General features: G+C 65.0%; 21 protein-coding genes. 13 read left to right on the forward strand and 8 right to left on the reverse strand.

What is annotated here, in order from left to right; genetic code table 11:
* Window positions 1-31 precede the first annotated feature (31 nt).
* From DOM33_RS12845 to DOM33_RS12860, 4 genes are all read left to right on the forward strand, one after another.
* On the forward strand, window positions 32-820 hold the full coding sequence (locus DOM33_RS12845) for a glycosyltransferase family 2 protein (RefSeq protein WP_110669591.1): 789 nt from the start codon (window positions 32-34) through the stop codon (window positions 818-820).
* Window positions 821-822: 2 nt separating this feature from the next.
* Entirely contained in the window at window positions 823-1,935 is a 1,113-nt protein-coding gene (locus DOM33_RS12850; RefSeq protein WP_239495361.1) for a glycosyltransferase family 4 protein, read from the forward strand.
* Between the two features lie 108 nt (window positions 1,936-2,043).
* Window positions 2,044-3,141 carry a D-alanine--D-alanine ligase gene (ddlA, locus tag DOM33_RS12855; protein ID WP_110669592.1) on the forward strand — a complete coding sequence of 366 codons (1,098 nt, stop codon included), beginning with the start codon at window positions 2,044-2,046 and terminating at the stop codon, window positions 3,139-3,141.
* Window positions 3,142-3,305: 164 nt separating this feature from the next.
* The gene (locus tag DOM33_RS12860) at window positions 3,306-4,868 is read left to right on the forward strand and encodes a sulfatase-like hydrolase/transferase (protein ID WP_110669595.1); all 1,563 of its coding nucleotides are present in this window, start codon (window positions 3,306-3,308) and stop codon (window positions 4,866-4,868) included.
* Window positions 4,869-4,912: 44 nt separating this feature from the next.
* On the opposite strand, the gene DOM33_RS12865 is transcribed toward DOM33_RS12860, so the two are convergent.
* The 5 genes from DOM33_RS12865 to rfaD all read right to left on the reverse strand — a co-directional run bounded on the left by DOM33_RS12865 (window position 4,913) and on the right by rfaD (window position 10,270).
* Complete coding sequence (locus DOM33_RS12865; RefSeq protein ID WP_239495362.1) at window positions 4,913-5,848, reverse strand: hypothetical protein; 936 nt, start codon at window positions 5,846-5,848, stop codon at window positions 4,913-4,915.
* Window positions 5,849-6,092: 244 nt separating this feature from the next.
* A complete protein-coding gene (locus DOM33_RS12870; RefSeq protein WP_110669596.1) occupies window positions 6,093-7,250 on the reverse strand; it encodes a glycosyltransferase in 1,158 nt (385 codons plus the stop codon).
* Entirely contained in the window at window positions 7,247-8,140 is an 894-nt protein-coding gene (locus DOM33_RS12875; protein WP_110669598.1) for a hypothetical protein, read from the reverse strand. The genes DOM33_RS12870 and DOM33_RS12875 overlap by 4 nt, the downstream gene beginning before the upstream one ends.
* 140 nt (window positions 8,141-8,280) lie before the next feature.
* The gene (gene waaF, locus DOM33_RS12880; protein ID WP_110669599.1) at window positions 8,281-9,303 is read right to left on the reverse strand and encodes a lipopolysaccharide heptosyltransferase II; all 1,023 of its coding nucleotides are present in this window, start codon (window positions 9,301-9,303) and stop codon (window positions 8,281-8,283) included.
* Window positions 9,296-10,270, reverse strand: coding sequence for an ADP-glyceromanno-heptose 6-epimerase (rfaD, locus tag DOM33_RS12885; RefSeq protein WP_110669601.1), 975 nt, complete (start codon window positions 10,268-10,270; stop codon window positions 9,296-9,298). Before rfaD ends, waaF begins: the two co-directional genes overlap by 8 nt.
* Window positions 10,271-10,437: 167 nt before the next feature.
* On the opposite strand from rfaD, the gene glyQ reads away from it, so the two are divergent.
* The 3 genes from glyQ (at window position 10,438) to DOM33_RS12900 (ending at window position 14,556) form a co-directional block, all read left to right on the forward strand.
* Window positions 10,438-11,400 carry a glycine--tRNA ligase subunit alpha gene (gene glyQ, locus DOM33_RS12890; protein WP_110670279.1) on the forward strand — a complete coding sequence of 321 codons (963 nt, stop codon included), beginning with the start codon at window positions 10,438-10,440 and terminating at the stop codon, window positions 11,398-11,400.
* Window positions 11,401-11,402: 2 nt separating this feature from the next.
* Complete coding sequence (gene glyS / locus DOM33_RS12895) at window positions 11,403-13,469, forward strand: glycine--tRNA ligase subunit beta (RefSeq protein ID WP_110669603.1); 2,067 nt, start codon at window positions 11,403-11,405, stop codon at window positions 13,467-13,469.
* 253 nt (window positions 13,470-13,722) lie between these two features.
* The gene (locus DOM33_RS12900) at window positions 13,723-14,556 is read left to right on the forward strand and encodes a glycosyltransferase family A protein (RefSeq protein ID WP_110669605.1); all 834 of its coding nucleotides are present in this window, start codon (window positions 13,723-13,725) and stop codon (window positions 14,554-14,556) included.
* A 26-nt stretch (window positions 14,557-14,582) separates the two neighbouring features.
* On the opposite strand, the gene DOM33_RS12905 is transcribed toward DOM33_RS12900, so the two are convergent.
* Window positions 14,583-15,479 (reverse strand): LysR family transcriptional regulator, encoded by an 897-nt coding sequence (locus tag DOM33_RS12905; protein ID WP_162617972.1) that lies wholly within the window; start codon window positions 15,477-15,479, stop codon window positions 14,583-14,585.
* Between the two features lie 175 nt (window positions 15,480-15,654).
* On the opposite strand from DOM33_RS12905, the gene DOM33_RS12910 reads away from it, so the two are divergent.
* From DOM33_RS12910 to DOM33_RS12920, 3 genes are all read left to right on the forward strand, one after another.
* Window positions 15,655-16,695 (forward strand): NAD-dependent epimerase/dehydratase family protein, encoded by a 1,041-nt coding sequence (locus DOM33_RS12910; RefSeq protein WP_110669609.1) that lies wholly within the window; start codon window positions 15,655-15,657, stop codon window positions 16,693-16,695.
* 129 nt (window positions 16,696-16,824) lie between these two features.
* Window positions 16,825-17,376, forward strand: coding sequence for a D-glycero-beta-D-manno-heptose 1,7-bisphosphate 7-phosphatase (gene gmhB, locus DOM33_RS12915; protein ID WP_110669611.1), 552 nt, complete (start codon window positions 16,825-16,827; stop codon window positions 17,374-17,376).
* A 191-nt stretch (window positions 17,377-17,567) separates the two neighbouring features.
* The gene (locus DOM33_RS12920; RefSeq protein WP_110669612.1) at window positions 17,568-19,658 is read left to right on the forward strand and encodes an AsmA family protein; all 2,091 of its coding nucleotides are present in this window, start codon (window positions 17,568-17,570) and stop codon (window positions 19,656-19,658) included.
* A 247-nt stretch (window positions 19,659-19,905) separates the two neighbouring features.
* Here the strand turns inward: DOM33_RS12920 and DOM33_RS12925 are convergent, their stop codons facing one another.
* Entirely contained in the window at window positions 19,906-20,307 is a 402-nt protein-coding gene (locus DOM33_RS12925; RefSeq protein ID WP_110669614.1) for a hypothetical protein, read from the reverse strand.
* Between the two features lie 217 nt (window positions 20,308-20,524).
* Here DOM33_RS12925 and exaC point away from each other — a divergent pair, with 217 nt between their 5' ends.
* Window positions 20,525-22,045 carry an acetaldehyde dehydrogenase ExaC gene (gene exaC, locus DOM33_RS12930; protein WP_110669616.1) on the forward strand — a complete coding sequence of 507 codons (1,521 nt, stop codon included), beginning with the start codon at window positions 20,525-20,527 and terminating at the stop codon, window positions 22,043-22,045.
* A 112-nt stretch (window positions 22,046-22,157) separates the two neighbouring features.
* On the forward strand, window positions 22,158-22,454 hold the full coding sequence (locus tag DOM33_RS12935) for a hypothetical protein (RefSeq protein WP_110669618.1): 297 nt from the start codon (window positions 22,158-22,160) through the stop codon (window positions 22,452-22,454).
* A 27-nt stretch (window positions 22,455-22,481) separates the two neighbouring features.
* On the opposite strand, the gene DOM33_RS12940 is transcribed toward DOM33_RS12935, so the two are convergent.
* A complete protein-coding gene (locus DOM33_RS12940; protein ID WP_110669620.1) occupies window positions 22,482-23,468 on the reverse strand; it encodes a threo-3-hydroxy-L-aspartate ammonia-lyase in 987 nt (328 codons plus the stop codon).
* Window positions 23,469-23,648: 180 nt separating this feature from the next.
* Between DOM33_RS12940 and DOM33_RS12945 the strand changes: the two genes are divergently transcribed.
* Window positions 23,649-24,122, forward strand: coding sequence for a GNAT family N-acetyltransferase (locus tag DOM33_RS12945; RefSeq protein WP_110669622.1), 474 nt, complete (start codon window positions 23,649-23,651; stop codon window positions 24,120-24,122).
* Window positions 24,123-24,127 lie beyond the last annotated feature (5 nt).

A 24,127-nucleotide genomic window follows, 5' to 3' on the forward strand; every position in this document is an offset into this window, starting at 1 on the left:
CCTTTCAGCCGCCAGCGAACCAGGAGTGCTCATGGCCGCCATCACCGGCGTGGTGATCACGCTCGACGAAGCCGACAACATCGAGGCGTGCCTTCACTCGCTCGCGCGGGTCTGCGCGGAGCTGATCGTGGTCGACTCCGGCTCCCGGGACGACACCGTCGCCCGCGCCGAGGCGCTGGGCGCACGGGTCATCCACCAGCCCTATCTCGGCGACGGCCCGCAGAAGCGGGTCGGGCCGGCGGCGGCGACGCACCGCTGGGTGCTCTCGCTGGATGCCGACGAACGCCTGACGGAGGGCGCCGTCGCGGCGATCGAAGCGCTCGACCTGGAGACCACTGCCACCGACGCCTTCGCCCTGCGCCGGCGCAACTTCGTCGGCAGCCGCTGGGTGCGCCACTGCGGCTGGTACCCGGACTACTGCCTGCGACTGTTCGACCGCGAACGCTGCAACTTCTCCGAGAGCCGCCAGCACGCCTCCATACCGGCGAGCCAGCCGGTGCGGCTCGACGCTGATCTCGAGCACTACTCCTTCGCCAATCTGGCCGAGCTCTTCGGCAAGGCGAGCGGGCGCTTCTCCAACCGCGCCGCCAAGATCCTGTACGCCAAGGGCAAGCGGGCCAACGCCGCCTCGCCGGCGCTGCACGGCGCCAACGCCTTCATGCGCAAGTACGTGTTTCAGCGCGGCTTCCTCGGCGGGCTAGACGGCATGTCGGTGGCGCTCTCGGCGGCGGTGAACGCCTATCTCAAGTACGCCAAGCTGCTCGAGCTCCAGCGCGATGCCAAGGTGCGCGAGGCCACCGACTTCGACAAGGTGTGGTGAGCGTGACCCTAGATTCCTCACAGGATGGGCTGCAGCCGGGCACGTCGCCTCGGGACGCGCCTTCACCCCTCCACGTGCGCCACGTCAATCTCGCCCGCGGCTTTCGCGGCGGCGAGCGCCAGACGCTGCTGCTGATCGAGGCGCTGGCGAGCGACGCCAGTGACACAGGCATCTCCCAGAGCCTGGTGTGTCGGCGCGACTCGCCGATGCGCGAGGCGCTCACCGACACCGGCGTCACCCTGATCGACGCCGATCACGCCCTCGCCGGTCATTTTTCGCCGCGGGCCGACGTGGTCCACGCCCACGAGGCGAAGGCGGTGCACTGGGCGTGGCTCGAACGCCGCCTGAAGGGCTCGCCCTACCTGCTGACCCGCCGCGTACCGCAGCCGGTCAAGGACAAGGCGTTCAACCGGCTCACCTACCGCGGCGCGGCGCTGGGCGTCGCCATCTCGTCGGTGATCGAAACGCACCTGCGCGAGCGCCACTGGTGCCCGGTGGCGCGCGTGCCCAGCGTGCTCTCCGGGGCGCCGAGTGATCCGGCGCGAGTCGCGGCACTGCGCGAGCGCTTCGCGGGCCGCGTGGTGATCGGCCATATCGGCGCGCTGGTCGATCGCCACAAGGGCCAGCGGGTGCTGCTTGAGGCCGCCCGACGTCTGCGACACGCGCGCCCCGAGCTCTGCTTCGTGCTGCTCGGCGAGGGCGAAGATGCCGAGGCGCTGAAGGCGGAGAGCGCGGATCTCGACAACGTGACCTGGGAGGGCTTCACCCCCCACGTCGGCGACTACCTCGAGATCATGACGCTGTTCGCCTTTCCGTCGCGCAACGAGGGGCTCGGCTCGACGCTGCTCGACGCCATGGATCACGGGGTTCCCATCGTCGCCAGCCGGGTCGACGGCATTCCGGACCTGATCGAGCACGACGTCAGCGGGGTGCTGGTGGCGCCGAACGACGCCGAGGCGCTGAGCGAAGCGCTCGATGCGCTGCTCGACGATCCCGCGCGGCGTGAACGTCTTGCCGCCACGGCGCGCGCGCATCTTGCCGCCTTCACCCCGGCGGCGATGGCGGCGAGCTATCTCGAACACTACCGAGCCATCGCCGGGACAGCGCGTGAGTAAGCCTTCACTTACGCATGGCAACGGCACAGCGCCGGTCGAACGTGGCAACATAGCGCCAAACGGCGTGCCTCGACGGCATCGCCAGTCTTCAGTGAGTGGAGTGGTTTCATGAGTCAGATTCGGGTCGGAGTGATCTGCGGCGGTAAATCCGCCGAGCACGAGGTGTCGCTGCAGTCGGCGAAGAACATCGTCGATGCGCTGGATCGCGAGCGCTTCGCGGTGAGCGTGATCGGCATCGACAAGCAGGGGCAGTGGCACCTCAACGACGCCGACAACTTCCTCGTCGACGCCGACGACCCGCGCCAGATCGCGCTTGCCGCCTCGGCCGGCGAGATCGCTCTGGTACCGGGGCGCGAGCGCGATCAGCTGGTGGCGCGGGACGCAGCCCAGGACGCGCTCTCTCAGTTCGACGTGATCTTCCCCATCGTGCACGGCACCCTCGGCGAGGACGGCTCGCTTCAGGGGCTTTTGCGGATGGCCAACCTGCCCTTCGTCGGCGCCGGCGTGCTCGGCTCCGCCGCCGGCATGGACAAGGACGTGACCAAGCGGCTGCTGCGCGATGCGGGCATCGCGGTCGCGCCTTTCGTCACCTTCACCCGGCGCACCGCCGCCGACGCGGATTTCACCGCCCTCGTCGCCGAGCTCGGCACGCCGCTCTACGTCAAGCCGGCCAACCAGGGCTCGTCGGTAGGGGTGAGCCGGGTGGAGAGCCGTGAGACGCTGGCCGAGGCGCTGTCGCTGGCGCTCGCCTTCGATCACAAGGTGCTGGTGGAGGCCGCGGTGACCGGGCGGGAGATCGAGTGCGCGGTGCTGGGCAACGACTCGCCCGAGGCGAGCGTATGCGGCGAGATCGTAGTCGACGGCGGTTTCTACTCCTACGACACCAAGTACCTCGACGAGAACGCCGCGCGAGTCGCCGTGCCGGCGGCGATCGACGACGCCGACAGCGAGCGCATCCGGGCGCTGGCGGTGCGCGTATTCGAGGTGCTCGGGTGTGCCGGGCTCGCTCGCGTCGACGTCTTCCTCACCGGCGACGGTGACATCGTGGTCAACGAGATCAACACGCTCCCCGGCTTCACCCGTATCAGCATGTATCCCAAGCTCTGGCAGGCCAGCGGTTTGGGCTATCCGGCACTGGTCTCGCGTCTGATCGACCTGGCGCTGGAGCGCCACCGCGCCGACGCTGCGCTACGTCACGCACGCTGACGCGCTCGGCCCCGTCGCCGAGGGGGCCACTCTCCCCGTCGCGGATCGACCGAAGGAACCTTGAGCCGATCGGCCTGTCTTGATTTCGTCATGCTAGAGTCACAAAAGCTCGATCCTCGGCCGTGGCGCCGAGGCCTCGAGATGTTCACGGATCGAATCGCTTCATGAGTGTATCCCGCAAATTTCACCGCTGGGGCGTGCTCGCCTACATCGGCCTGTGTATCGGCTATGCCATCATGGTGATCGGCGTACTCCCCTGGTGGACACCGGTCGCCGTCGCACTCGCCTGGCTCGCGCTCGCCTACGGCTTTCGCTGGGGGCACCCGGCGCAGCGACAGGCGACCCGCAAGCCGCTGCCCTGGTCGCTGCTGCCGCTGGCGCTGTGGTGGGTCTATATCTACCTCGACGATAGCTTCGGCCAGCTCGACCTCGGCGCGGTGATCTTTCATCTTCAAGCCGGCATCGAGGAGAACGGCAGCACCGACCGCCAGATCGCCGGCGTTCTCTATGCGCTGGCAGGCAGCGTGATGCTCGTCGCGGTGACCTGGCTGGTGCGCGCCGATCATCGCTGGCGGCTGTGGGAGCGCGTGCTGACGCTCTTTCTAATCGCCTTCAATCCGCTGCTGTTCGGGCTGTCGCTGCGCGGCGCCTCGGTGATCGACGACGACGAATCCTGGCTCAACGACCGCTACCTCTCGCCGGCGATCGAGGCCGAGCCCGCCGAGCCGCCCAACCTGATCTATCTCTATCTGGAGAGTACCGAGCGCACCTACGCCGATACCGAGGCGTTCGGCGACGTCTACGAGGACCTCGCCGATCTCGGCGAGCGCGGGGTGGTGTTCAAGGGGGTGAAGCAGCTCGACAACACCGGCTGGACCATGGGCGGCATGGTCGCCAGCCAGTGCGGCACCCCCTTGATGCCGGCAGGACTGATGCACGACAACCAGTTCGAACCGCTCTCCAAGGTGCTGCCGGGCGCCGACTGCCTGGGCGACCTACTCCACGAGCGCGGTTATCGGCTCGCCTACATGGGCGGGGCGAGCACGCGCTTTGCCGGCAAGAACAAGTTCTATGCCGACCATGGCTTCGATACGGTGCTGGGCAAGGACGAGCTGCAGGACGAAGCCCCGCCGGGCTACCTCAACGACTGGGGGCTGTACGACGACACCCTGCTGGGGCTGGCCGAAACCCGCATCCGCCATCTGCACGACAGTGACGGACCCTATGCCTTCTTTGGTCTGACGCTCGCCGCGCATCCGCCGTTCGGCAACCCCTCGCAGTCGTGTATCGACAATCAGGGGCCGTTCGACGGCACCGACATCCTCTACTCGGTGAAATGTACCGGCTGGCTGGTGAAGAATTTCATCGATCGACTGGATGACGAGGGCCTGCTCGACAATACCGTCGTCGTCGTCGCCAGCGACCATCTGTCGATGAAGAATTCGGCCTGGGAGACGCTGGTCGACGAGAATCGCGAAAACACGCTGATCATGCTCGGCGATTCGCTCAACACGCGGGTGATCGAGCGCTCCGCCACCATGGTCGACGTGCTGCCGACCGTACTCGAGGCGATGGGATTCGGTATCCCGCAGCACCGGGCCGGCCTCGGCGTTTCGCTATTCTCGCCGACGCCGACGCTGATCGAGCGCTACTCGCTGCAGACGCTGAATCGCCGGGTGCGTGACGAGAATCGCCTGCAGGAGCGGCTCTGGAGCGGGGTCAACTGAGCCTCGGCGGTGACGCCAGCATCGACGCGTTCCAGCGTCGAGGCTCAGGCATCCGAAAGCGCGCGCTGGGTCGCGAACGCCCGGCGCGGCGCGGGCCACTCGAAAGGACCGTAGTCGGGTAGCGGGTGCAGGTCACCGGGGGCGGTTTCGGGTACGCAGCCCGGCAGCGCCTCGCGTACCCGGGCCAGCGCCGCCTCGCCCTGCGCGCCGTGCGTCACCCGATCCCACCACTGACGATGCACCGCCCGCACGCGTACCGGCACGCGGGGAATTCCCAGACGCTGGGCCATCGCCAGTCGATGCAGCCCGCGATTGATCTTGAGTAGATGGCCGTCACGAGTGATGGCGACACCGAGCTCGTCCTTGCCGCGCTCGGCATCGAAACCGCGAATGGCCATGTCGTCGAGAAAGGCGAGATAGGTCTGCAGGTAGGCGAGGATCTTCGCTTCGGAGTCGAGCAGCAGCCCTTGCTGGTAGGAGGACCAGGGTCGACCCGAATCGAGCCGCGAACGCAGCTGGCTAAACCGTTCGGTCCGAGTGAGATCGTCGCGATGAATATCCAGATCGCTGATGAAGCGATAGCGCGACCCGCGGCGTAGATCGCCCCGGGTCCGATCCCAGTCGCCGTCCCAGATGAACGACGACGACGACGGTTTCTTGCCGCCGACGCCCTTGGCGTTGAAGTCCCGGATGAGGGTGCGCGGGTCGACCTCGACAGTGAGCGCCTCGCCGAGTTCGTCCTCGATCATGCGTCGCGGCAGCCCCCACGCCTCGACGCGCGCGCCGCGACCCTGCGTCCAGCGCCGGTAGAGCCAGCGTTCGAGCGGTCGGCCGATGCCACGTTCAAAGCCGTCGCGCAGCCCCGCCTGCCAGCGCGCACGCCGAACGCCCCACTTCATGCGAGGGTCGAGCAGATCACGAAACGCCGCGTCGTCGGCGGGTAGCCTCGGCGGCGCCGCGTTGCGAGGAGCGCGCGCCATGACAAACTCATTGGTCGGGTGAAGGGCGGATGCCGATGAAACCGTTCTAATAAAACCGTGCTAATAAAACCGTTCTCATGAAACATCGCTGATGAAACGATGCTAATGAATCATTGCTAATAAGACAGTTCTGGTGAAGCCGTGCTTATAAAACAGTGTTCGGGCGACTTAGGCTAGCATACTATAAGCAGGCTATATAGTTACTCGCCACGGGCCGCGTTCGCCAACCGGTTCTCGGCGGCCGTCAGTCGGGGTTCAGCCCCGTGGGCAGCGCGAGAAACTGCGCCATGATGCGGGTATCCCGAAAGCGCTCGACCAGCTCCGGGTCCTCGGCGAGTACCGGCGGGCGGGCCAGCCCCTCGCGAATCTTGGCCGCCAGCCCGGCGATCGAGTTTTCGGCGATCAATCGCGCCTGATCGTTGATCAGCACGTTGCGCACCCCGCCCGGACAGTCCACCGCGACACAGGGCGTACCGCAGATCATGCTCTCCGCCAGCACGATGCCGAAGGCTTCGCTGCGTGAGCTGAGCACGAAGAGCCGGGCGTGCTTCATCCACGGGTAGGGGTTGGGGCGACTGCCGAGAAAATGAATCCGCTCCCGCGCTCCCCGCTCGTCGACCAACCTCTCCAGACTCTCCCGCTTGGGACCGTCGCCGACGATCACCAGATCCTCATCGATGCCCGATGCAAGGTAGGCGTCGATCAGCCACGCCTGACGCTTGACGTCGGAGAGCCGGGAAACGTGGACGATGAAGGGTTTCTGAGGCAGCTCGACCGGTTCGTCGGCCTGACGGCGAATCGCCTCGATGTCGCAAGGGTTCATGATGGTCGCCCAGCGGGCGGGGCGGATGGCATGGTGCCCAAGCTGTCTCTCGAGCTGCTCGCGCACGTTCGGCGTGTTGCAGACCACCTGCTTGCCTTCGTAGAGGCGTCGCAGGTAGAGCCCCTTGAGCCGGCCGCCGGCGCTCCCCGGCCAGGAGACGGTCACCTGCCACAGTCGCGGGTCACGCCAGGACCAGACGGTTTCGAATGCGCCCTGTCCGCGCATGATCACGCGATCGACGGGGCCGTGATCGCGCTCCAGCGTCGCGACGAATCGCTTGAGATAGCCACCGCCGTACCAGCCGCGCCAGAGAAAGCCGGACCCTGGCAGCAGCGGTTTCAGCGTCGCGCGGGTGGCGAGATCGTAGAAGAGTCCCACGCCGGTCTTGCGAAACGCCTTGTCGAAATCCAAACGGTGCACGATGACACCGGCGTCGGGTGCGAGCTCGTGGCCGCCCTTGAGAACCAGCACGTGGACCTCGTGGCCCTCTCGCGCCAGCACGTTGGCGAGATTGACGGTGACCCGCTCGATCCCGCCGATGCTCAGTTTGCGTACGACCAGCAGCACTCTTTGGGTCACGGGGCCACCGTTGGAGGAGTCGTGTCGAAGATCAATGCCTTGAGCTCGGGGTAGCGCGCCAGGCAGTCGGCGAACTGACGATCGTTACCGCCCTGTTTGACGTTCTCTTCATGCAGCGCCGAGGCGTTGGACGCCGGCGTCGGCAAGAAATCGACATTGCGCGGGTTGATGCGCACGCAGCGCGTGCCCGCCTTGAGCGATGCCATCTTGAACCAGATGTCGTCGGCGCTCGGGGCCAACTGGCGAAACGCCTCGGCGTCGAACACCATGGCATCGAGCGCACCCGGGGGATAGAGTACGCCGCCGCTGCCGGTGGGCATCAGCGCGAAATTCGGTGTACACGCATCGCGGCCGTCGTCGCGTCGGGCATGGCGATACGAGACGCTGCCCGAGCCGGGCTCGCTCTCGCACAGCATGTGCCCGCGATGACACACGATACTGCCGGGAAAGCGTGCCGCCCCCGCCAGCAGCCGACCCGCCCAGTCCGGCGGATAGAGCATGTCGTCGTCGGCGGTGATGATCGTGGCGTCGGGATGCGCTTTCCGGGCATGCACGAGCTTGTCGTAGGAGCGGTAGTTCTCGGCCGTCGTGACGATCTTCACCCCGCGCCGCTCGAGGCGTCTGAGCGTCTCCGGCAGCTCGCCGATGGTCACGCGGTCGCGCTCGCTGAGATAGACGTGAACGTCGAAAGCCTCGAGATCCTGATCGGCGAGCGACTCCAGCGTCCCGAATATCTGCCCCACCCGCGGCGGATGGGTCGTCAGCGAGATAATGAGGCGATCGTCGCTGGAAGGAATGCGTCGCGTACGCCGACGGTTCTTCCAGCGGTAGTCGAGCATGCGCAGCGCCGAGCGAATCTTGCGCCGCCGCCGGGCTTTCAGTAACGCCATGATGGTTCTCGCGAAGGGGTCGGAGCAGTCGCTCCCGAACCGGATGAAAGCCCTGCGGCGCCTATCGGTATCGCTGGAAGAGGCCATGGCGTCGAAGATGACGATATCGATGCCGCCAGGAGTACGGGATACACGGGAGACTAGCCCTGAATGGCGTGAGCGATGCGCTCGGGCGGCATCTGCCTCAGGCAGTTGCGATGCCCCAGCGGGCAGGTCCGCTCGAAGCAGGGCGAGCACGACAGTCCCAAATAGTGCACGTCGGCATTCTCGGTCAGCGGCGGCGTGTAGCGCGGCGAGGAGGAGCCGTAGAGCGCCTGAATGCGCGTGCCCACGGCGGCGGCGACGTGCATCAGTCCGGAGTCGTTGGTGACGACCTGCTCACACTCGGCGAGCAGATCCACCGCATCCGCCAGCCGCGTCCTGCCACAGAGCATATGGACATCGGACAAGCCATCGCTGATGGCGTTCCCGGCCTCGGCGTCTTTCGGCCCGCCCAGTACCCAGACGGTATAGCCCCGCGCCGTCAGCGTCTCGGCAAGCTGGCGAAAGTGCGCCAGCGGCCACTGTTTCGCCGGACCGTACTCCGCCCCGGGCATCATGCCGATGGCGGGCCGTTCGCCCAGCGCGAGCTCGTCGCGAAGGGCCCGCTGACGCCGTGGATCGACACGCAGCGTCGGCGACGGCAGCGGAAAATCCCCCGTCGCCGCCTCCCGCGCCGAGAGCCCCAGCGCCACGAAGCGCTTGACGGTCTGGTCGAGCACCGCCTTGTCGAGACGCCGACGATCGTTGAGCAGGCCGTAGCGCTGCTCACCGGTGAAGCCGATTCGCTCTGGGATGCGCGCGAGAAACGGCACCAGCGCCGACTTCAGCGAACGTGGCAGCACGATCGCGCGATCGAAGCGCCCCTTGAGCGAGCGGGCCGCCTCACGCCGCGCTTGCCAGCCGAACTCGCCGTGCCCCACATCCAGCGGGATCGCCTCGTCCACCTCGGGCATGCGCTCGAGAATCGGCAGCGACCAGCCCGGGGCCAGCACGCCGAGCGTCGCCCCGGGATGACGTGCCTTGAGCGTCATGAACAGGCTCTGCGCCATCACCATGTCGCCGACCCAGGAGGGGCCGACGACCAGCAGGCGCAGCGGTGCGGCGCCGTTGGCGTCAGCCATTCAGCCATTCCAGGTAGGCGGTGACACCCTCGCTCACCGTCTTGAACTCGGCCGTGTAGCCCGCTTCGCGCAGACGCGAGATATCGGCACGGGTGTGGCTCTGATAGCGCCCCTTGAGCTCGTCGGGGAAATCGATGTACTCGATCTCGACCTCGAAATCCGTCTTGTCGGCATAGTAGTCGATGACGGTATCGGCGATCGCCTTGAACGGCTCGGCGCGACCGGTACCGAGATTGAAGATGCCGGACACTTCGGGGTTGTCGAGACACCACAGATTGACGTCGACCACGTCACCCACGTAGATGAAGTCGCGGCTCTGCATGCCGGCTTGGTAGCCGTCCCAGGCGCCGAAGAGCTTGGGGTTCTCGCCGCGTCCGACCTGGTTGTGGTGATGATGGGCCACGCTTGCCATCTTGCCCTTGTGGGACTCCCGCGGGCCGTAGACGTTGAAATAGCGAAAACCCACGACCTGCGCGGTGAAAGTGTCCCAGCGCGCCCGCACGTACTGATCGAACAGCAGTTTCGAGTAGCCGTAGACGTTGAGCGGTTTTTCGAACTGCGGGTCCTCGACGAAGACGTCGCTGCCGCCGTAGGTCGCCGCCGACGAGGCATAGAGAAACGGAATGCGCTCGGCCTGGCAGTACTCGAGCAGTACCTTGGAGTACTCGAAGTTGTTCTCGAGCATGAAGCGCCCGTCCCACTCGGTGGTGTCCGAGCAGGCGCCCTCGTGGAAGATCGCCTCGATGGGCGGCAGCCCGGCGCCGATCTCGCCGCGCAGCGCGGCTTTCACGCGCTCGAGAAAATCGGCCTTGTCGAGATAGTCGCCGAGGGTACAGTCCGCGAGGTTGACGAACTTGGTGCCGTCGCTGAGATCGTCGACCACCAGGACGTCCCGATGGCCGCGCGCGTTGAGTGCCTTGACCAGATTGGCCCCGATGAAGCCGGCACCGCCGGTGACTACGATCATTCGCGAATTCTCCTGTTTCGAGCCGGTAGGCGGGAAGCGATCATCGCCGACGGGCGTTTCGCCGCGCCGCCGATGCATTCACGACCCGAAACGCCGTGCCTATAACCGATTGAGCGCTAATTGTATACTTGGCGGCTCACGAATTCATGGGCAACGGTACGCAGTCAATGACAGAGTCGACGGCAGATGCGAAAACCTTTCAGGGGCTGATCCTCGCCCTGCAGCAATACTGGGCGGAACAGGGCTGCGTGGTCCTTCAGCCTCTCGACATGGAGGTCGGCGCAGGTACCTTTCACCCGGCGACCTTCCTGCGCTCGATCGGGCCGGAGAGCTGGAATGCGGCTTACGTCCAGCCGTCGCGCCGCCCCACCGATGGCCGCTACGGCGAGAACCCCAATCGCCTCCAGCACTACTACCAGTTCCAGGTGGTGATGAAACCCTCGCCGGAGAACTTCCAGGCACTCTATCTGGGCTCGCTGGAACGACTCGGCCTCGACCCGCTGGTCCACGATATCCGCTTCGTCGAGGACAACTGGGAGTCGCCCACCCTCGGCGCCTGGGGGCTGGGCTGGGAGATCTGGCTCAACGGCATGGAGGTGACCCAGTTCACCTACTTCCAGCAGGCCGGCGGTATCGAATGCTACCCGGTCACCGGCGAGCTGACCTACGGCCTCGAGCGCATCGCCATGTACCTGCAGGACGTCGACAGCGTCTATGACCTGGTCTGGACCATCGCCCCGGACGGCACGCGCGTGACCTACGGCGACGTCTTCCTGCAGAACGAGGTCGAGCAGTCCACCTACAACTTCGAGCACGCCGACGTGCCCTATCTCTTCGAGGCGTTCGATCACTGCGAGAGCGAGTGCAACAAGCTCCTCGCGGCGAGCCTGCCGCTGCCGGCCTACGAACAGGTGCTCAAGGCGTCGCACACCTTCAACCTGCTCGACGCGCGCCACGCCATCTCGGTCACCGAGCGTCAGCGCTACATCCTGCGGGTGCGCGCCCTCGCCCGCGACGTCGCCCACGCCTACTACGCCTCCCGCGAGGCGGCCGGGTTCCCGCTGGCGCCCGAGGCGCTACGGCGTGAACTGCTGCAAGACACCAACGACACCAAATCGGGAGACGCATGAGCATGGCAGCCAACACCCTACTGATCGAACTGGGCGTCGAAGAGCTGCCGCCGAGCGCGCTCACCGAGCTCGCCGGCGCCCTGCGTGACGGCATTCGAAAAGGTCTCGCCGACGCCGGCGTCGAGATGGGCGAAGCGACGGCGCTTGCCTCGCCACGCCGACTCGCGGTGCGCATCGCGCAGCTCGCCGACAAGCAGCCGGACCGCGAAGTCGAAAAGCGCGGCCCGGCACTCGCCGCGGCGTTCAAGGACGGCGCGCCGACCAAGGCCGCCGAAGGCTTCGCGCGCTCCTGCGGCGTCACCGTCGACGATCTCATCCATCTCGAGACCGACAAGGGCACCTGGCTCGGCTATCGCGAGCAACAGCAGGGCGAACGAATCGAAGCGCTGCTGCCGGCAATCCTCACCGCCGCCGTCAACGCCCTGCCGGTGCCCAAGAACATGCGCTGGGGCGCCTCGAGAATTGAATTTTCGCGCCCGGTCCACTGGCTGGTGGCGCTCTACGGTGACCAGGTGGTGCCCGCCTCTCTGCTCGGTCTCGACGCCGACCGCCAGACCTTCGGTCATCGCTTCCATGCGCCGGCGGCCATCGCGCTCGATCATGCCGACGACTACGAATCCGCGCTGGAAACGGCCTACGTACTGGTCGACCCGATGCGCCGTCGCGAGCGCATCCGCGAGCAGGTGCTGGCCGAAGCCGAGGTCAACGGGGCGACGGCGGTGATCGACGAATCGCTGCTCGACGAAGTGAGCGGGCTGGTCGAGTGGCCGGTGGCGCTCACCGGCAGCTTCGACGAGCGCTTCCTGGAGGTGCCCGCGGAGTGCCTGGTGTCGTCGATGAAGGCCAACCAGAAGTATTTCCACCTGCTCGACGACGCTGGCAATCTGGTGCCGCAGTTCATCACCGTCGCCAACATCGAGAGCGCCGATCCGCAGCAGGTGATCTACGGCAACGAGAAAGTGATCCGCCCGCGCCTGGCCGACGCCGCCTTCTTCTTCGAGACCGACCGCAAGCAGACGCTCGAGGCCCGCCAAGGGGCGCTGGCGAACGTGGTGTTCCAGCGCGAGCTGGGAACGCTTGCCGACAAGGCCGCGCGCAGTGAGGTCATCGCCCGCTTCATCGCCGGCAAGATCGACGGCGACAGCAGCGCCGCCGCCCGTGCCGCCCAGCTCGCCAAGTGCGATCTGGTCACCGAGATGGTGCTCGAATTCCCCGAGCTGCAGGGCATCATGGGCACCTACTACGCGCGCTACGACGGCGAGCCCGAGGCCGTGGCGGGTGCGATCCACGAGCAGTACCTGCCGCGCTTCGCCGGCGACGCCATCCCCGAGACCGCGACCGGCAAGGCAATCGCCCTGGCGGACCGTCTCGACACGCTGACCGGCATCTTCGGCATCGGCCAGCGCCCTACCGGCGCCAAGGATCCGTTCGCGCTGCGCCGCGCCACCATCGGCGTGCTCAACATCCTGATCAAGGGCGAGCTTGACCTGGACCTGCGCGAGCTGCTGGAAATCGCCGCCTCCCAGCATCGCGATCTGCCCAAGGCCGAAGGCCTGGTCGACGACGTCCTCACTTACATGCTGGACCGCTTCCGCGCCTGGGCGCAGGACGAAGGCCTGCCGGTGGATGTCTACCTGGCGGTGCGTGCCCGCCCCGTGACCCGCCCGCTCGACTTCGCCCGCCGGCTACACGCGGTCCACCGTTTCGCCGAACGTGAGGAGGCCGCCGCCCTGGCCGCTGCCAACAAGCGTGTTGCCAACATTCTCGCCAAGCAGAGTCACGACGGGCGGACGCAGATCGAGGCCAGTCTGCTCAACGAGGAAGCGGAAATCGCGCTGGCCAACGCCGTCAACGACTGTCGCGATCAGGTCGAGCCGCTCTTCCGTGAGGCCGAGTATGCTCAGGCGCTGGACATCCTGGCGACGCTGCGCGCACCGGTGGATCGGTTCTTCGATGAGGTGATGGTCGCCGCCACCGACGAGGCGGTCCGCGCCAATCGGCTCGCGCTGCTGGCGAGCCTGCAGGGGCTCTTCCTGGCGGTAGCCGACATCGCCGAGCTTCAACGCTGATGAGCTTCAACGCTGATGAGCTTTAACGCTGACAGCCTCTGAACGATGTTTCACGTGAAACATAGCCCGGCCTCGCACCGGGCTTTTGTCTCTGAGAGCCGACGACTGGAGCACCGGCGCGATGCCTATTGAGCCTGCACTTACCCTGCCCTCATCAGGCGTTACATGGGGAACGGGAAGGTTGCAGAAGATAACTGGACGCCGGTGCACCAACCTTCGGACACTGCGAACTGGCCCCAGACAGTGATCGCCCATGACCCCATTCGACGTCGCATCGTCACAATCAGCCACCGAGAATCGCCACTTTCACTTCGGCATTCCTCTACGAGCCCGCGCCGTGACGCTGGATTGGGGGCTCGCCTGTCGCAACCTGAACCGAACGCTAGAGGCACTCAGGCGCCAGACGTGTCCCGATTTTCGTGTCCTGGTCGCCTGCCACGAAATTCCCGACGTCGATACCAGCGGACTGGACATAGAGTTCGTGATGGCCGATTTCGACCCGCCCGCGGCAATCGATGAAAAGGGCCAACCGGGTAACGACAAACCCGCCAAGAAACGTCTATTGGGCATGGCTATGAAGGCCTCGATGGGCGAGGCAAGCTACTTCATGCATCTTGACGCCGATGATCTGGTTCATCCCACTCTGGTCGAGGCGACGTTGAGCGATGACAACCGTCTCGGCTACCTCATCGAGCGCGGCTATATGCTCGACTGCGCATCTGGCCTGGTCGGCCGGATGGATGCAACATTCAGCGAATTCTGGCGGCACTGTGGCTCCTGCGCAGTGATCCATCTAACTCGCGACGACTTGCCAGCGAAGCTCAGCGACAACATCTGTTACTTCACGCAGTTCAAGAAGCATGCCGAGTACGCTAATACTGCGGCCGATCACGGACGCCCGCTATCTACCTACCCTCAACCGATGGCAATCTATCTCGTTAATCATGGCGAAAACGACGTCTCGGCCTACCGCGGTAAAATCGACGTCAAATCCAAATACGTGAGCCGCGCTCAGATTACGGATGAAGAAGAGCTCGCGCGGATCATTCATCACTTTCCGATGCTAGCTGGATTCGTAAAACGCTGACGTGTTTCACGTGAAACATCCAACCGCTACTGATGGTCCTGGCACCACCGTTTCAACCAGTCGATCAGCGCTTGAAGCCGCGAAGGTCGATATCGATCTTTGGCCATCACGGCGTAGAGGCCCGACGGCGTTGGCAGATACTCGTCGAGTGCACTCTCGAGCTCATTGGCACGCAGGGCACGGCTGACGTCTCGCTCGGACTTGAGGATGACGCCGAGTCCGGCCTGCGCCCAGCGCCGAAGCACCACGCCGGAATTGGCCCTCAACGCGCCGCGAATGCCGACGGCGAGCGGACTGCCCTGATCGCTGAAATGCCAGGGCGTCTGCATCTCGCCATCGCGGGTAAGTACCAGACAGTCGTGATCGACCAGCTCGGCCGGGTGCGCCGGCTTACCCCGCTGTCGCCAGTAGGCGGGGGCGGCGACCACGCGGCGACGATCCGGCGAGAGTTGCACCGCCACCAAAGCACTGTCCGCCAATGGCCCGACCCGCACGGCAAAATCGATCCCCTGCCCCACGCCTCTGACTACGGCGTCGCTCAGATGCAATTCGGCACTGACGCCGGGATGCGCCTGCGAGAACGCAGCTAGCGCCGGAGCGATGACTCGCTGGCCGATATCATTGGGTGCCGTGACGACGATATCCCCGGTGAGCGATGTCTGGCGATGATGCAGACGATCTTCGGCTAGCCGCATCGCCTCCAGAGCCTCTCGACACCCCTGAAGGTAGGTAGCGCCTTCCGCGGTCAGCGATAGCGTCCGTGTCGTGCGGTTGAGTAGCGTCGCCCCGAGCGAGCGTTCGAGTTGACGCAGGCGATGACTGGCCGACGACAGTGCCAGGTCGTGACGTCGAGCGCCGGCGGAGAGACTGCCGGTCTCCACGATATCGATGAACAGCTGCAGTGTACTCAGAGACGCGGACACTCTTCGAAATCCTCGAACCGGAGTTCCCAATAACGCGATTTATTCAACAATCGAACTCTACCAGACTGTCGCTATCGATTCGCGCCCCTCGCCGAACGACGTAACCGGCAGGGGCTATCATTCGAAGGCAGATCAGCGTTTGTCGAATTTCTCGCAAACCCAAGGAAGGCTACTCATGAAGGCTCTAATTGCAGGCGCCGGCGGCATCATCGGCGAAGGCGTCCACCAGGCGCTGAAGGCGCACGGCGCGGACGTGAAAGGGTTGGGACGTCATGTCATCGACGGCATGGAAACGGTGACGGTGGATCTGACGGATCCCGACTCGACGCGTCGGGCCATCCGAGAAAGCGCGGGGCAAACCACACATCTGTTCTACGCGGCACTCGCCCCCGATGCGGATCTTGCGACGGAGGCCGAGCGCAACGGACGCATGCTCGACAACCTGCTCGACGCCCTCGAGCAGGCCGATGCACCGCTGGAGCGTGTGGTGATCTACCAGGGGTTCAAGATCTACGGCATCCATCTCGGCGCCAAAGTCCCGACGCCTGCGCGGGAAAGCGACCCTGCGCACATGCCGCCCAATCTCTATCAGTCTCAGGAGGCGATGCTGGCCCAGCGCGCCGAAACGGCCAGCTGGGACTACGTCGCACTGCGACCCGACGTCATCATCAACGGAGGGATTCACGGCAACCCGATGAACATCGCCGCGGTGCTCGGCGCGTTCGCGGCGATTTCCCGCGAGCTGGGCGTTCCGATGCGCTATCCCGGCAGCGAAACCGCCTACCGAGTCCTGATGCAGGGCACCGACGCGGCACTGCTCGGCGATGCCAGCGTCTGGGCGGCACAAGCCGAAGGGATCAGCGGTGAGGCCTTCAACGTGACCAACGGCGATGTCTTTCGTTGGGAGCGCCTCTGGCAGGACGTCGCCGATTACTTCGAGCTGTCGACGGCCAGCCCGATCCCCCTCACGCTGGCCGAGCACATGGCGGACAAGCAGCCCGTTTGGGAGCGCATCGCCGAACGCTACGGTCTGCGGGAGCACGATCTGGATAGCGTGGTTCAGTGGGGTTTCGGCGACTTCATCTTCAACACCGAGACGGATGTCATTTCCGATGTGAACAAGATCTATCGCTATGGGTTCACGCCCCGCATGGATACCCGGGCATCGCTGTTCGCGGCCTTCGACAAGCTCAGGGAGCGCAAGATCATTCCCTGAGTCTGCCCGCTGGCAAAGGCTTGCCGACGGCTCTTAGTCACAAGGACCTGTTTCACGTGAAACAGGTCCTTTGCGATGTCGAGGATACGCTCGGATAATGGTGCATCCCGACCGTAATGGAGGCCGCCAGTGGCCGGCATCGTCATACTCGACCGCGACGGCGTCATCAATCGAGACTCCGACGCCTACATCAAATCGGTGGCCGAGTGGCAGCCGCTGCCAGGCGCCATCGAAGCGATCGCACGACTCGGCCGGGCAGGGTTTCGCGTGGCGATTGCCACCAACCAGTCGGGTATCGGACGCGGCTACTACGATCACGCTACGCTCGCCGCCATTCATCGCCGTCTGACCGACCTCGTCGTCGAGGCCGGTGGTCTCATCAGCCATGTCGAATACTGCCCCCACCATCCGGACGAGGGCTGTGTCTGTCGTAAACCCGCGCCCGGTATGCTGTTCGCCATTCAACATACGCTCGACCTCGTCGATCTTCGCCAGAGCTGGATGGTGGGTGACAGCCTGCGCGATATCGACGCAGGAGCAAGAGCGGGCTGCCATACGGCACTGGTGCGTACCGGCAAGGGCGCGAGCTGCGAGGCCACGGTGCGCTCGACGTTTCCCGAGGCCTGGGTATGCGATGACCTGGCCGATTTCGTTTCTCGCCTCACCGATTCCAAATCCTGATGCCATTTCGCCGAGTGGCCGCACTCGGACTGTTTCACGTGAAACATCAGCGGCAATGACCCCCGCCATGTTTCACTCCGTCGGAATCAACCGGCCCCGCGATCGTTCTACCTTTTGATCCGGTTCGAGATCGACAACATTGGCGTCGCGCTGAGCTATCCTTTTCCTATCCCGTGAACAAGGTTGTGGCGATGACTACAGGCAAGAAGATCGCACTCTGGGTGCTGGGCATCGTGCTGGTACTGCTCGTGGCGCTGGTGATTGTCGTCGCGACGTTCGATTGGAACCGGCTGAAACCGACCCTCAACGAGCAAGTGTCGCAGGCCCTCGATCGCCCCTTCGCCATCGAGGGCGACCTCGACGTGCAGTGGGCGCTTCCCGAAGCAGCGGAAGGCCTGGCGCGCTGGATACCCCAACCCCATGTCCGCGCCAACGATGTGCGTCTCGGCAGTCCCGACGCCGTCACCGATGCCGATCTCGCCACGCTCGAAGCGATCGATGTCGTGCTCTCGCCGCTGCCGCTGCTGTCGCAGACGGTGGCCATCCCGTCGATCGCCCTCAGCGGCGGTGAGGCGACGCTGGTCAGACTCGAGGACGGAACGAACAACTGGACCTTTAGCGGCGAGGACGAGGCCCAGGCGTCGAACACCTCTGACGAGGGCAGCACCTGGACCGTGGATATCGGCGAGATCGCTTTCGATCCCATCGACATCCACTACCGGGACGCCATTCTCGCCGCCGATGTCGATGCCACGGTCGAACTGCTGGGCGAGCCCATCGCTTTCGAGGAGGTGACCGGTACCGATGGGGCACAGGACGCCCCCGGCAGCGACGAGACGCCTGCGGCTGACGATGCCTCGGTCGAAAGCGATGTCGTGGACTTTGCCTTCGCCTGGCGCGCCAGCGGCACCTACCGCGATGCCCCCGTGGAAGGTAACGGTCGTCTAGGGGGGCTCGGTGCCCTTCGCCAAACCGGCAGCCCTTATCCGATCCAGGCAGAACTCGAAGCCGGCGCCACTCAGGTCAGTGTCGATGGCACCCTGACCGACCCTCTCGCTCCTCAGCGCATCGATCTCGATCTGAGCTTCGCCGGGCAGAATCTGGGGGATCTCTACGACATCATCGGCGTGACGCTTCCCGATACGCCGCCCTACTCCACCCGCGGGCACCTGACGGCGGATCTTGCGAGCAACGAAGCGTTGACCTTCCGCTATCGCGATTTCGACGGCCAGATCGGCGACAGCGACATCCACGGCGACCTGACCTACCGCCTCGGCGAACCGCGCCCTTCGCTGACCGGAGAAGTCGTCTCACGCCAGCTGCGCTTCGCCGATCTCGCACCGCTGATCGGCGCGGACTCCAACGCCGACAAGGCGGATCGAGGCGAAACCTCTCAGCAGCCCGAGGACAAGGTGCTGCCGACCGAAACCTTCGACACCGAGCAGTGGCGCGCCATGGATGCCGACGTCAAATTCACCGCCGAACGCATCGAGCATGGCGAATCGCTACCGTTGGACGATCTCTATACGCACGTGGTGCTCGATGACGGTGAAATTCTGCTCGATCCGCTGCGCTTCGGCGTCGCTGGCGGCAATCTCAACACCACCCTGCGGCTCGACGGCAGCCAGGATCCGATGCAGAGCCGGGTCGATATGCACATTCGTCATCTTCTGCTCAGTCAGCTCTTCCCCGACGTCGAACTGATGCAAAACAGCCGGGGCGAGCTCAACGGCGACGCCACCCTGAGCGGCACGGGCAACTCGGTCGCGGCGATTCTCGGTTCGAGCAACGGCAATCTTCAGACGCTCATCAGCGATGGCGTCATCAGCCAGAACCTGATGGAGCTTGCAGGTCTCAACGTGGGCAACTACCTCGTCGGGCAGCTTTTTGGCGACGAACAGGTCAACATCAACTGTGCCGCGACCAACCTGGAAGTGAACGACGGCGTGGCTCGCACGCGGTTCTTCGTCATCGACACCGAGAATGCCTTGGTCCGTATCGATGGCAGCATCAACTTCGCCACCGAAGGTCTCGATCTGACCATCGAGCCCGAGAGCAAGGGCGCCCGCGTCTTCACGCTACGCTCACCGCTCTACGTCGAAGGGACGTTCAAGAATCCCTCGCCGGGCGTGGATGCCGGCTCACTGCTGGCACGAGGTGCCGCCGGCGCCATTCTGGGTACCGTCGCGACCCCCGCCGCTGCGCTACTGGCACTGGTTTCCCCGAGCGCCGACGGCACCACGCCCTGCAATGACTTTTTGAGCGAAGTGCAGACGGAATGATCGCTCGGAACGCCGGGCCAATCACGCAAACGCTGTTCAATGTTTCACGTGAAACGCCAAGGCGCTAATCGAGACATGCCATGTTTCATGTGAAACATGCCGTGAGGGGAAAGGCGGCAGGGCATAAATACGAAAGCCGCCTGCCCCGAGCCAGCCTGTCGCGGGTCGTACGCAAACCGGCTCGAAAACGAAAGCGCGGAACCCGAATCAGCGGGTTCCGCGCGCGACGTCATATCACGAGTTCGAGTTACTGCGACGCCTGCTCCTCACGATACTGCTCTCCCAGACTATCGAGCGCATCGATGAGCTTGTCGATCTCCTCTTCGAAACGGCGCTGCTGCTGAGAATAGAAATGCCGGGTGAAGGACGCGCCGCGATGTCGCTTCACCAGATCCTCGAACTGCGATTTGAGCGCCTGGGTGTGGAATCGAAGACGCTCGGTCAGAAACGTCGCTTGGCCCTGGTGGCAGGCGACGTCCATCAGCGCACGGATCTGCACGGTGAGCAGATAGAGCTGCATGACATTGCGTTCCTGCACCTCCTTCTGCGTCGAGACGCTGTCGTCGAGCAGATTGATGGCGCTCATCTCACAGCAGTCGGTCACGTCGGCGGCAGGCTCGCGAGCGTCATACGCTTCGGCTTTCGACATGGTGCCCTCCGGGTTCGGTTGCGTACGCTTTCAGTCTATCAAGCGTGGTCGCCCTACCCGGTCGCCCTTTAGTCGCATGGGACGGTGTGCCGCAGGGGCCTCGACGCAGGCCGCCTGAACGCAGGCCGCCTGAACGCAGGCCGCCTAAAGCGTAATGGCAAGGCGTGCCTCGAGCGCTCACATTGGTAGGTCCCTCTCCCATCTCGAGGTACCGATCATGCGCTACGCCAATCCCAATACCGCCAACGCTCTCGTCGAGTTCGCCAGACGCTACGACAACTACATAGGCGGTAAGTGGACCGCCCCTGTCGACGGTCGCTACTTCGAGAACGTCACGCCGGTCACCGGTGACGTCTTCTGCGAGGTCGCGCGCTCCAGCGAAGCCGACATCGAACTCGCCCTCGACGCCGCCCACGCCGCTGCCCCCGCCTGGGGCAAGTGCGCCGCTCAGGCACGCGCCGAGGTACTGCTCAAGATCGCCGATCGGCTCGAGCAGAATCTCGAGAGTCTCGCCGTCGCCGAAACCTGGGACAACGGCAAACCGGTACGCGAGACGCTGGCGGCGGATCTGCCGCTCGCCGTCGATCACTTCCGCTATTTCGCCGGCTGCATTCGCGCCCAGGAGGGCACCGCCGCCGAGATCGACGAGCACACCGCCTCGTACCATTTTCACGAGCCGCTTGGCGTGGTGGGCCAGATCATTCCGTGGAACTTCCCCATCCTCATGGCGAGCTGGAAACTGGCACCGGCCTTGGCCGCGGGCAACTGCGTGGTGCTCAAGCCCGCCGAGCAGACTCCGGTGTCGATCCTCAAGGTGATGGAGCTGATTGCCGACCTGCTGCCGGACGGCGTGGTCAACATCGTCAACGGCTACGGCGAAGAGGCCGGCCAGGCGCTCGCCAGCAGCAAGCGGATCGCCAAGATCGCCTTTACCGGCTCCACGCCTATCGGCTCGCACATCATGAAATGCGCCGCGGAGAACATCATTCCCTCCACGGTGGAGCTCGGGGGCAAGTCTCCCAACATCTACTTCGCCGACATCATGCAGGGCGAGCCCGCGTTCATCGACAAGTGCGCCGAGGGGCTCGTGATGGGCTTTCTCAACCAAGGCGAGGTCTGTACCTGCCCGTCGCGGGCCTTGGTCCAGGAGAGCATCTTCGACGACTTCATGGCACGCGTGATCGAACGGGTGAAGACGATCAAGCGCGGCCACCCGCTGGATACCGACACTCAGGTGGGCGCTCAGGCCTCCCAGGAGCAGTTCGACAAGATCATGGCCTACATGGAGGTCGCCCGCGGCGAAGGCGCTGAGTTTCTCGCCGGTGGTGAACGGGAGTCGGTCGACGACGATCTTTCCCGCGGCTACTACATCCAGCCGACACTGCTGAAGGGCAACAACAGGATGCGTGTCTTTCAGGAGGAGATCTTCGGCCCGGTGGTATCGGTGACCACCTTCAGAGACGAGGCCGAAGCGCTCGCCATTGCCAACGATACCGAGTTCGGCCTCGGCGCCGGGGTCTGGACCCGCGACATCAATCTCGCCTACCGCATGGGCCGGGCCATTCAGGCCGGTCGCGTCTGGACCAACTGCTATCACCATTATCCGGCTCACGCCGCCTTCGGTGGCTACAAGAAATCCGGCGTCGGGCGTGAAACGCACAAGATGGCGCTCGAGCACTATCAGCAGACCAAGAACCTGCTGGTGAGCTACGACATCAATCCCATGGGGTTTTTCTGAGGGCCGTACGGCGCCTCGATCACCGTCGACAACGCCCCGGTCGCGCTCATCAGAACGCGACCGGGTCGTCGTGTACGTCTACGCTCGAGACTCAATCCGAAGGGGTGCTGTGATGAAGGATCTCACCACGTTCACGCAAAGCCTCGACGCGGCCGAACCGCCGACGCCTCTGTCTCCCGAACTGCTCGCCCTGTGGTGGGCGGGCAGGTCCGAGTGGTCGAAAGCGCACGCCCAGGTCGATACCGCCAAGGGCGTCGATGCCGCCTGGGTTCACGCCTACCTGCATCGCTGGGAGGGGGACCTGGGCAATGCCAATTACTGGTACGCGAAAGCGGGCCGCTGCATGCCCGACCAGAGCCTGGACGAAGAGTGGCGGCGCATCACGGAAACGCTGATCGAACGCCGCTGAGTCCCCGACTCGCCCCTGCGCCCAAGTTCATGGCGCAGCGATGAGTGAAGCGAAACGCAGCGGGTCGACGTTGCCGCCACTGATGACGATACCGATCCGCAGACCCTGCCAGGGCTCGGCATTGGCGAAGGCCGCCGCCACGGCCAGACAGCCCGTGGGCTCGACGAACTGCTTCATGCGACTCGCCATGAACGTCATGGCGTCGACGAGCTCGGCGTCGCTGACCGTGACGATGGCGTCGACGCACTGACGAATGACGCCGAAGGTGAGATCTCCGAGCGCCGCGGTCTGCGCCCCATCGGCGATGGTTCGCGGGGTATCGATGGCGACGATGGCATCGCGCGCCAGGCTCTGCTGACCGTCGTTGCCGGCTTCGGGCTCCACGCCGATCACCCGGCAGTTCGGATAGCGAGCGCGGGCCACGGTGGCACAGCCGGACAGCAGCCCGCCACCGCCGAGCGGGACGAGCAGCAGGTCGAGCTCGCCGGCCTCGTCGAACAGCTCGTTGGCGACGGTCCCCTGCCCCGCCATCACGTGGGGGTGATTGAAGGGCGGCACCAGCGTCAGTCCCTCGCGCTCGGCAAGCCCTCTCCCCAGCGCCTCGCGATCCTCGGTGTAGCGATCGTAGAGCACCACTTCGGCGCCGTAGCCCCGCGTCGCGGCGATCTTGGCCTCGGGGGCGTCCTCGGGCATCACGATCACCGCGCGCATCGCCTTGAGCCGTGCCGAGAGCGCGATCGCCTGAGCATGGTTACCGGAAGAGAACGCGACTACCCCGGCTCGCTGCTGCGCTGCATCGAAGCGGTCGAGCGCGTTGTAGCCACCGCGAAACTTGAAAGCGCCGATACGCTGCAGATGCTCCGCCTTGAAGTGCAGAGTCGCCTGCGCCCGGGCATCCGCCGTTGCCGAACGCAGTACCGGCGTGCGATGGGCGACCCCTTCGAGTCGGCGCTGAGCCGAGAGAACGTCGTCGTAGTCGATCGCAAGCGCGCGACCGCCGGCTGAATGCTGCATGACTGACTCCCACACTATCTAACGGAAACTGAAGCCGGGACGGGGCGATATCGTACGCTCTGTCATTCCATCGGGGTGCTCCAGCGTCTAAGGTCGACACGTTGGCCTCACCCCGGCAGCACCCCGGCCGCCTGTCGATGCCTGATAATGACCTGCAAACCTCTGCGACGGAAGCGAACCATGGCACCCCCCGAGACCACCTGGCACATCGGTACCGCGTTGGACGCGACCACGCTCTACGAGCTGCTCGCTCTTCGCGTCGCGGTCTTCGTGGTCGAGCAGCGCTGCGCCTATCAGGAGCTCGACGGCCAGGACCTGCTGGCGACGACCCAGCACCTGCTGGTGCATCGCGAGGGCCGACTCGCCGCCACGCTGCGGCTGCTCGCGCCGAGCGATCCGCGAGAAGCGATCGCCATCGGCCGCGTCGTGATCGCCCCTGCCCAACGCGGCTCGGGTCTCGGTCACGCGCTGATGCAGGAAGCACTGCAGCGAATCGAGACAGCCTGGCCAGAGCGCGACGCCTACCTCTCCGCGCAGGCGCATCTCCAACACTTCTACGCCGGCCACGGTTTTCGGGCCGTCACCGACGTCTATCTCGAAGACGATATTCCTCATATCGGCATGCATCGCCCTGTCGCCCATCAGACGCCGTGAGCCTT

Source organism: Salinicola halophilus (assembly GCF_003206155.1).
Classification (GTDB): Bacteria; Pseudomonadota; Gammaproteobacteria; order Pseudomonadales; family Halomonadaceae; genus Salinicola; species Salinicola halophilus.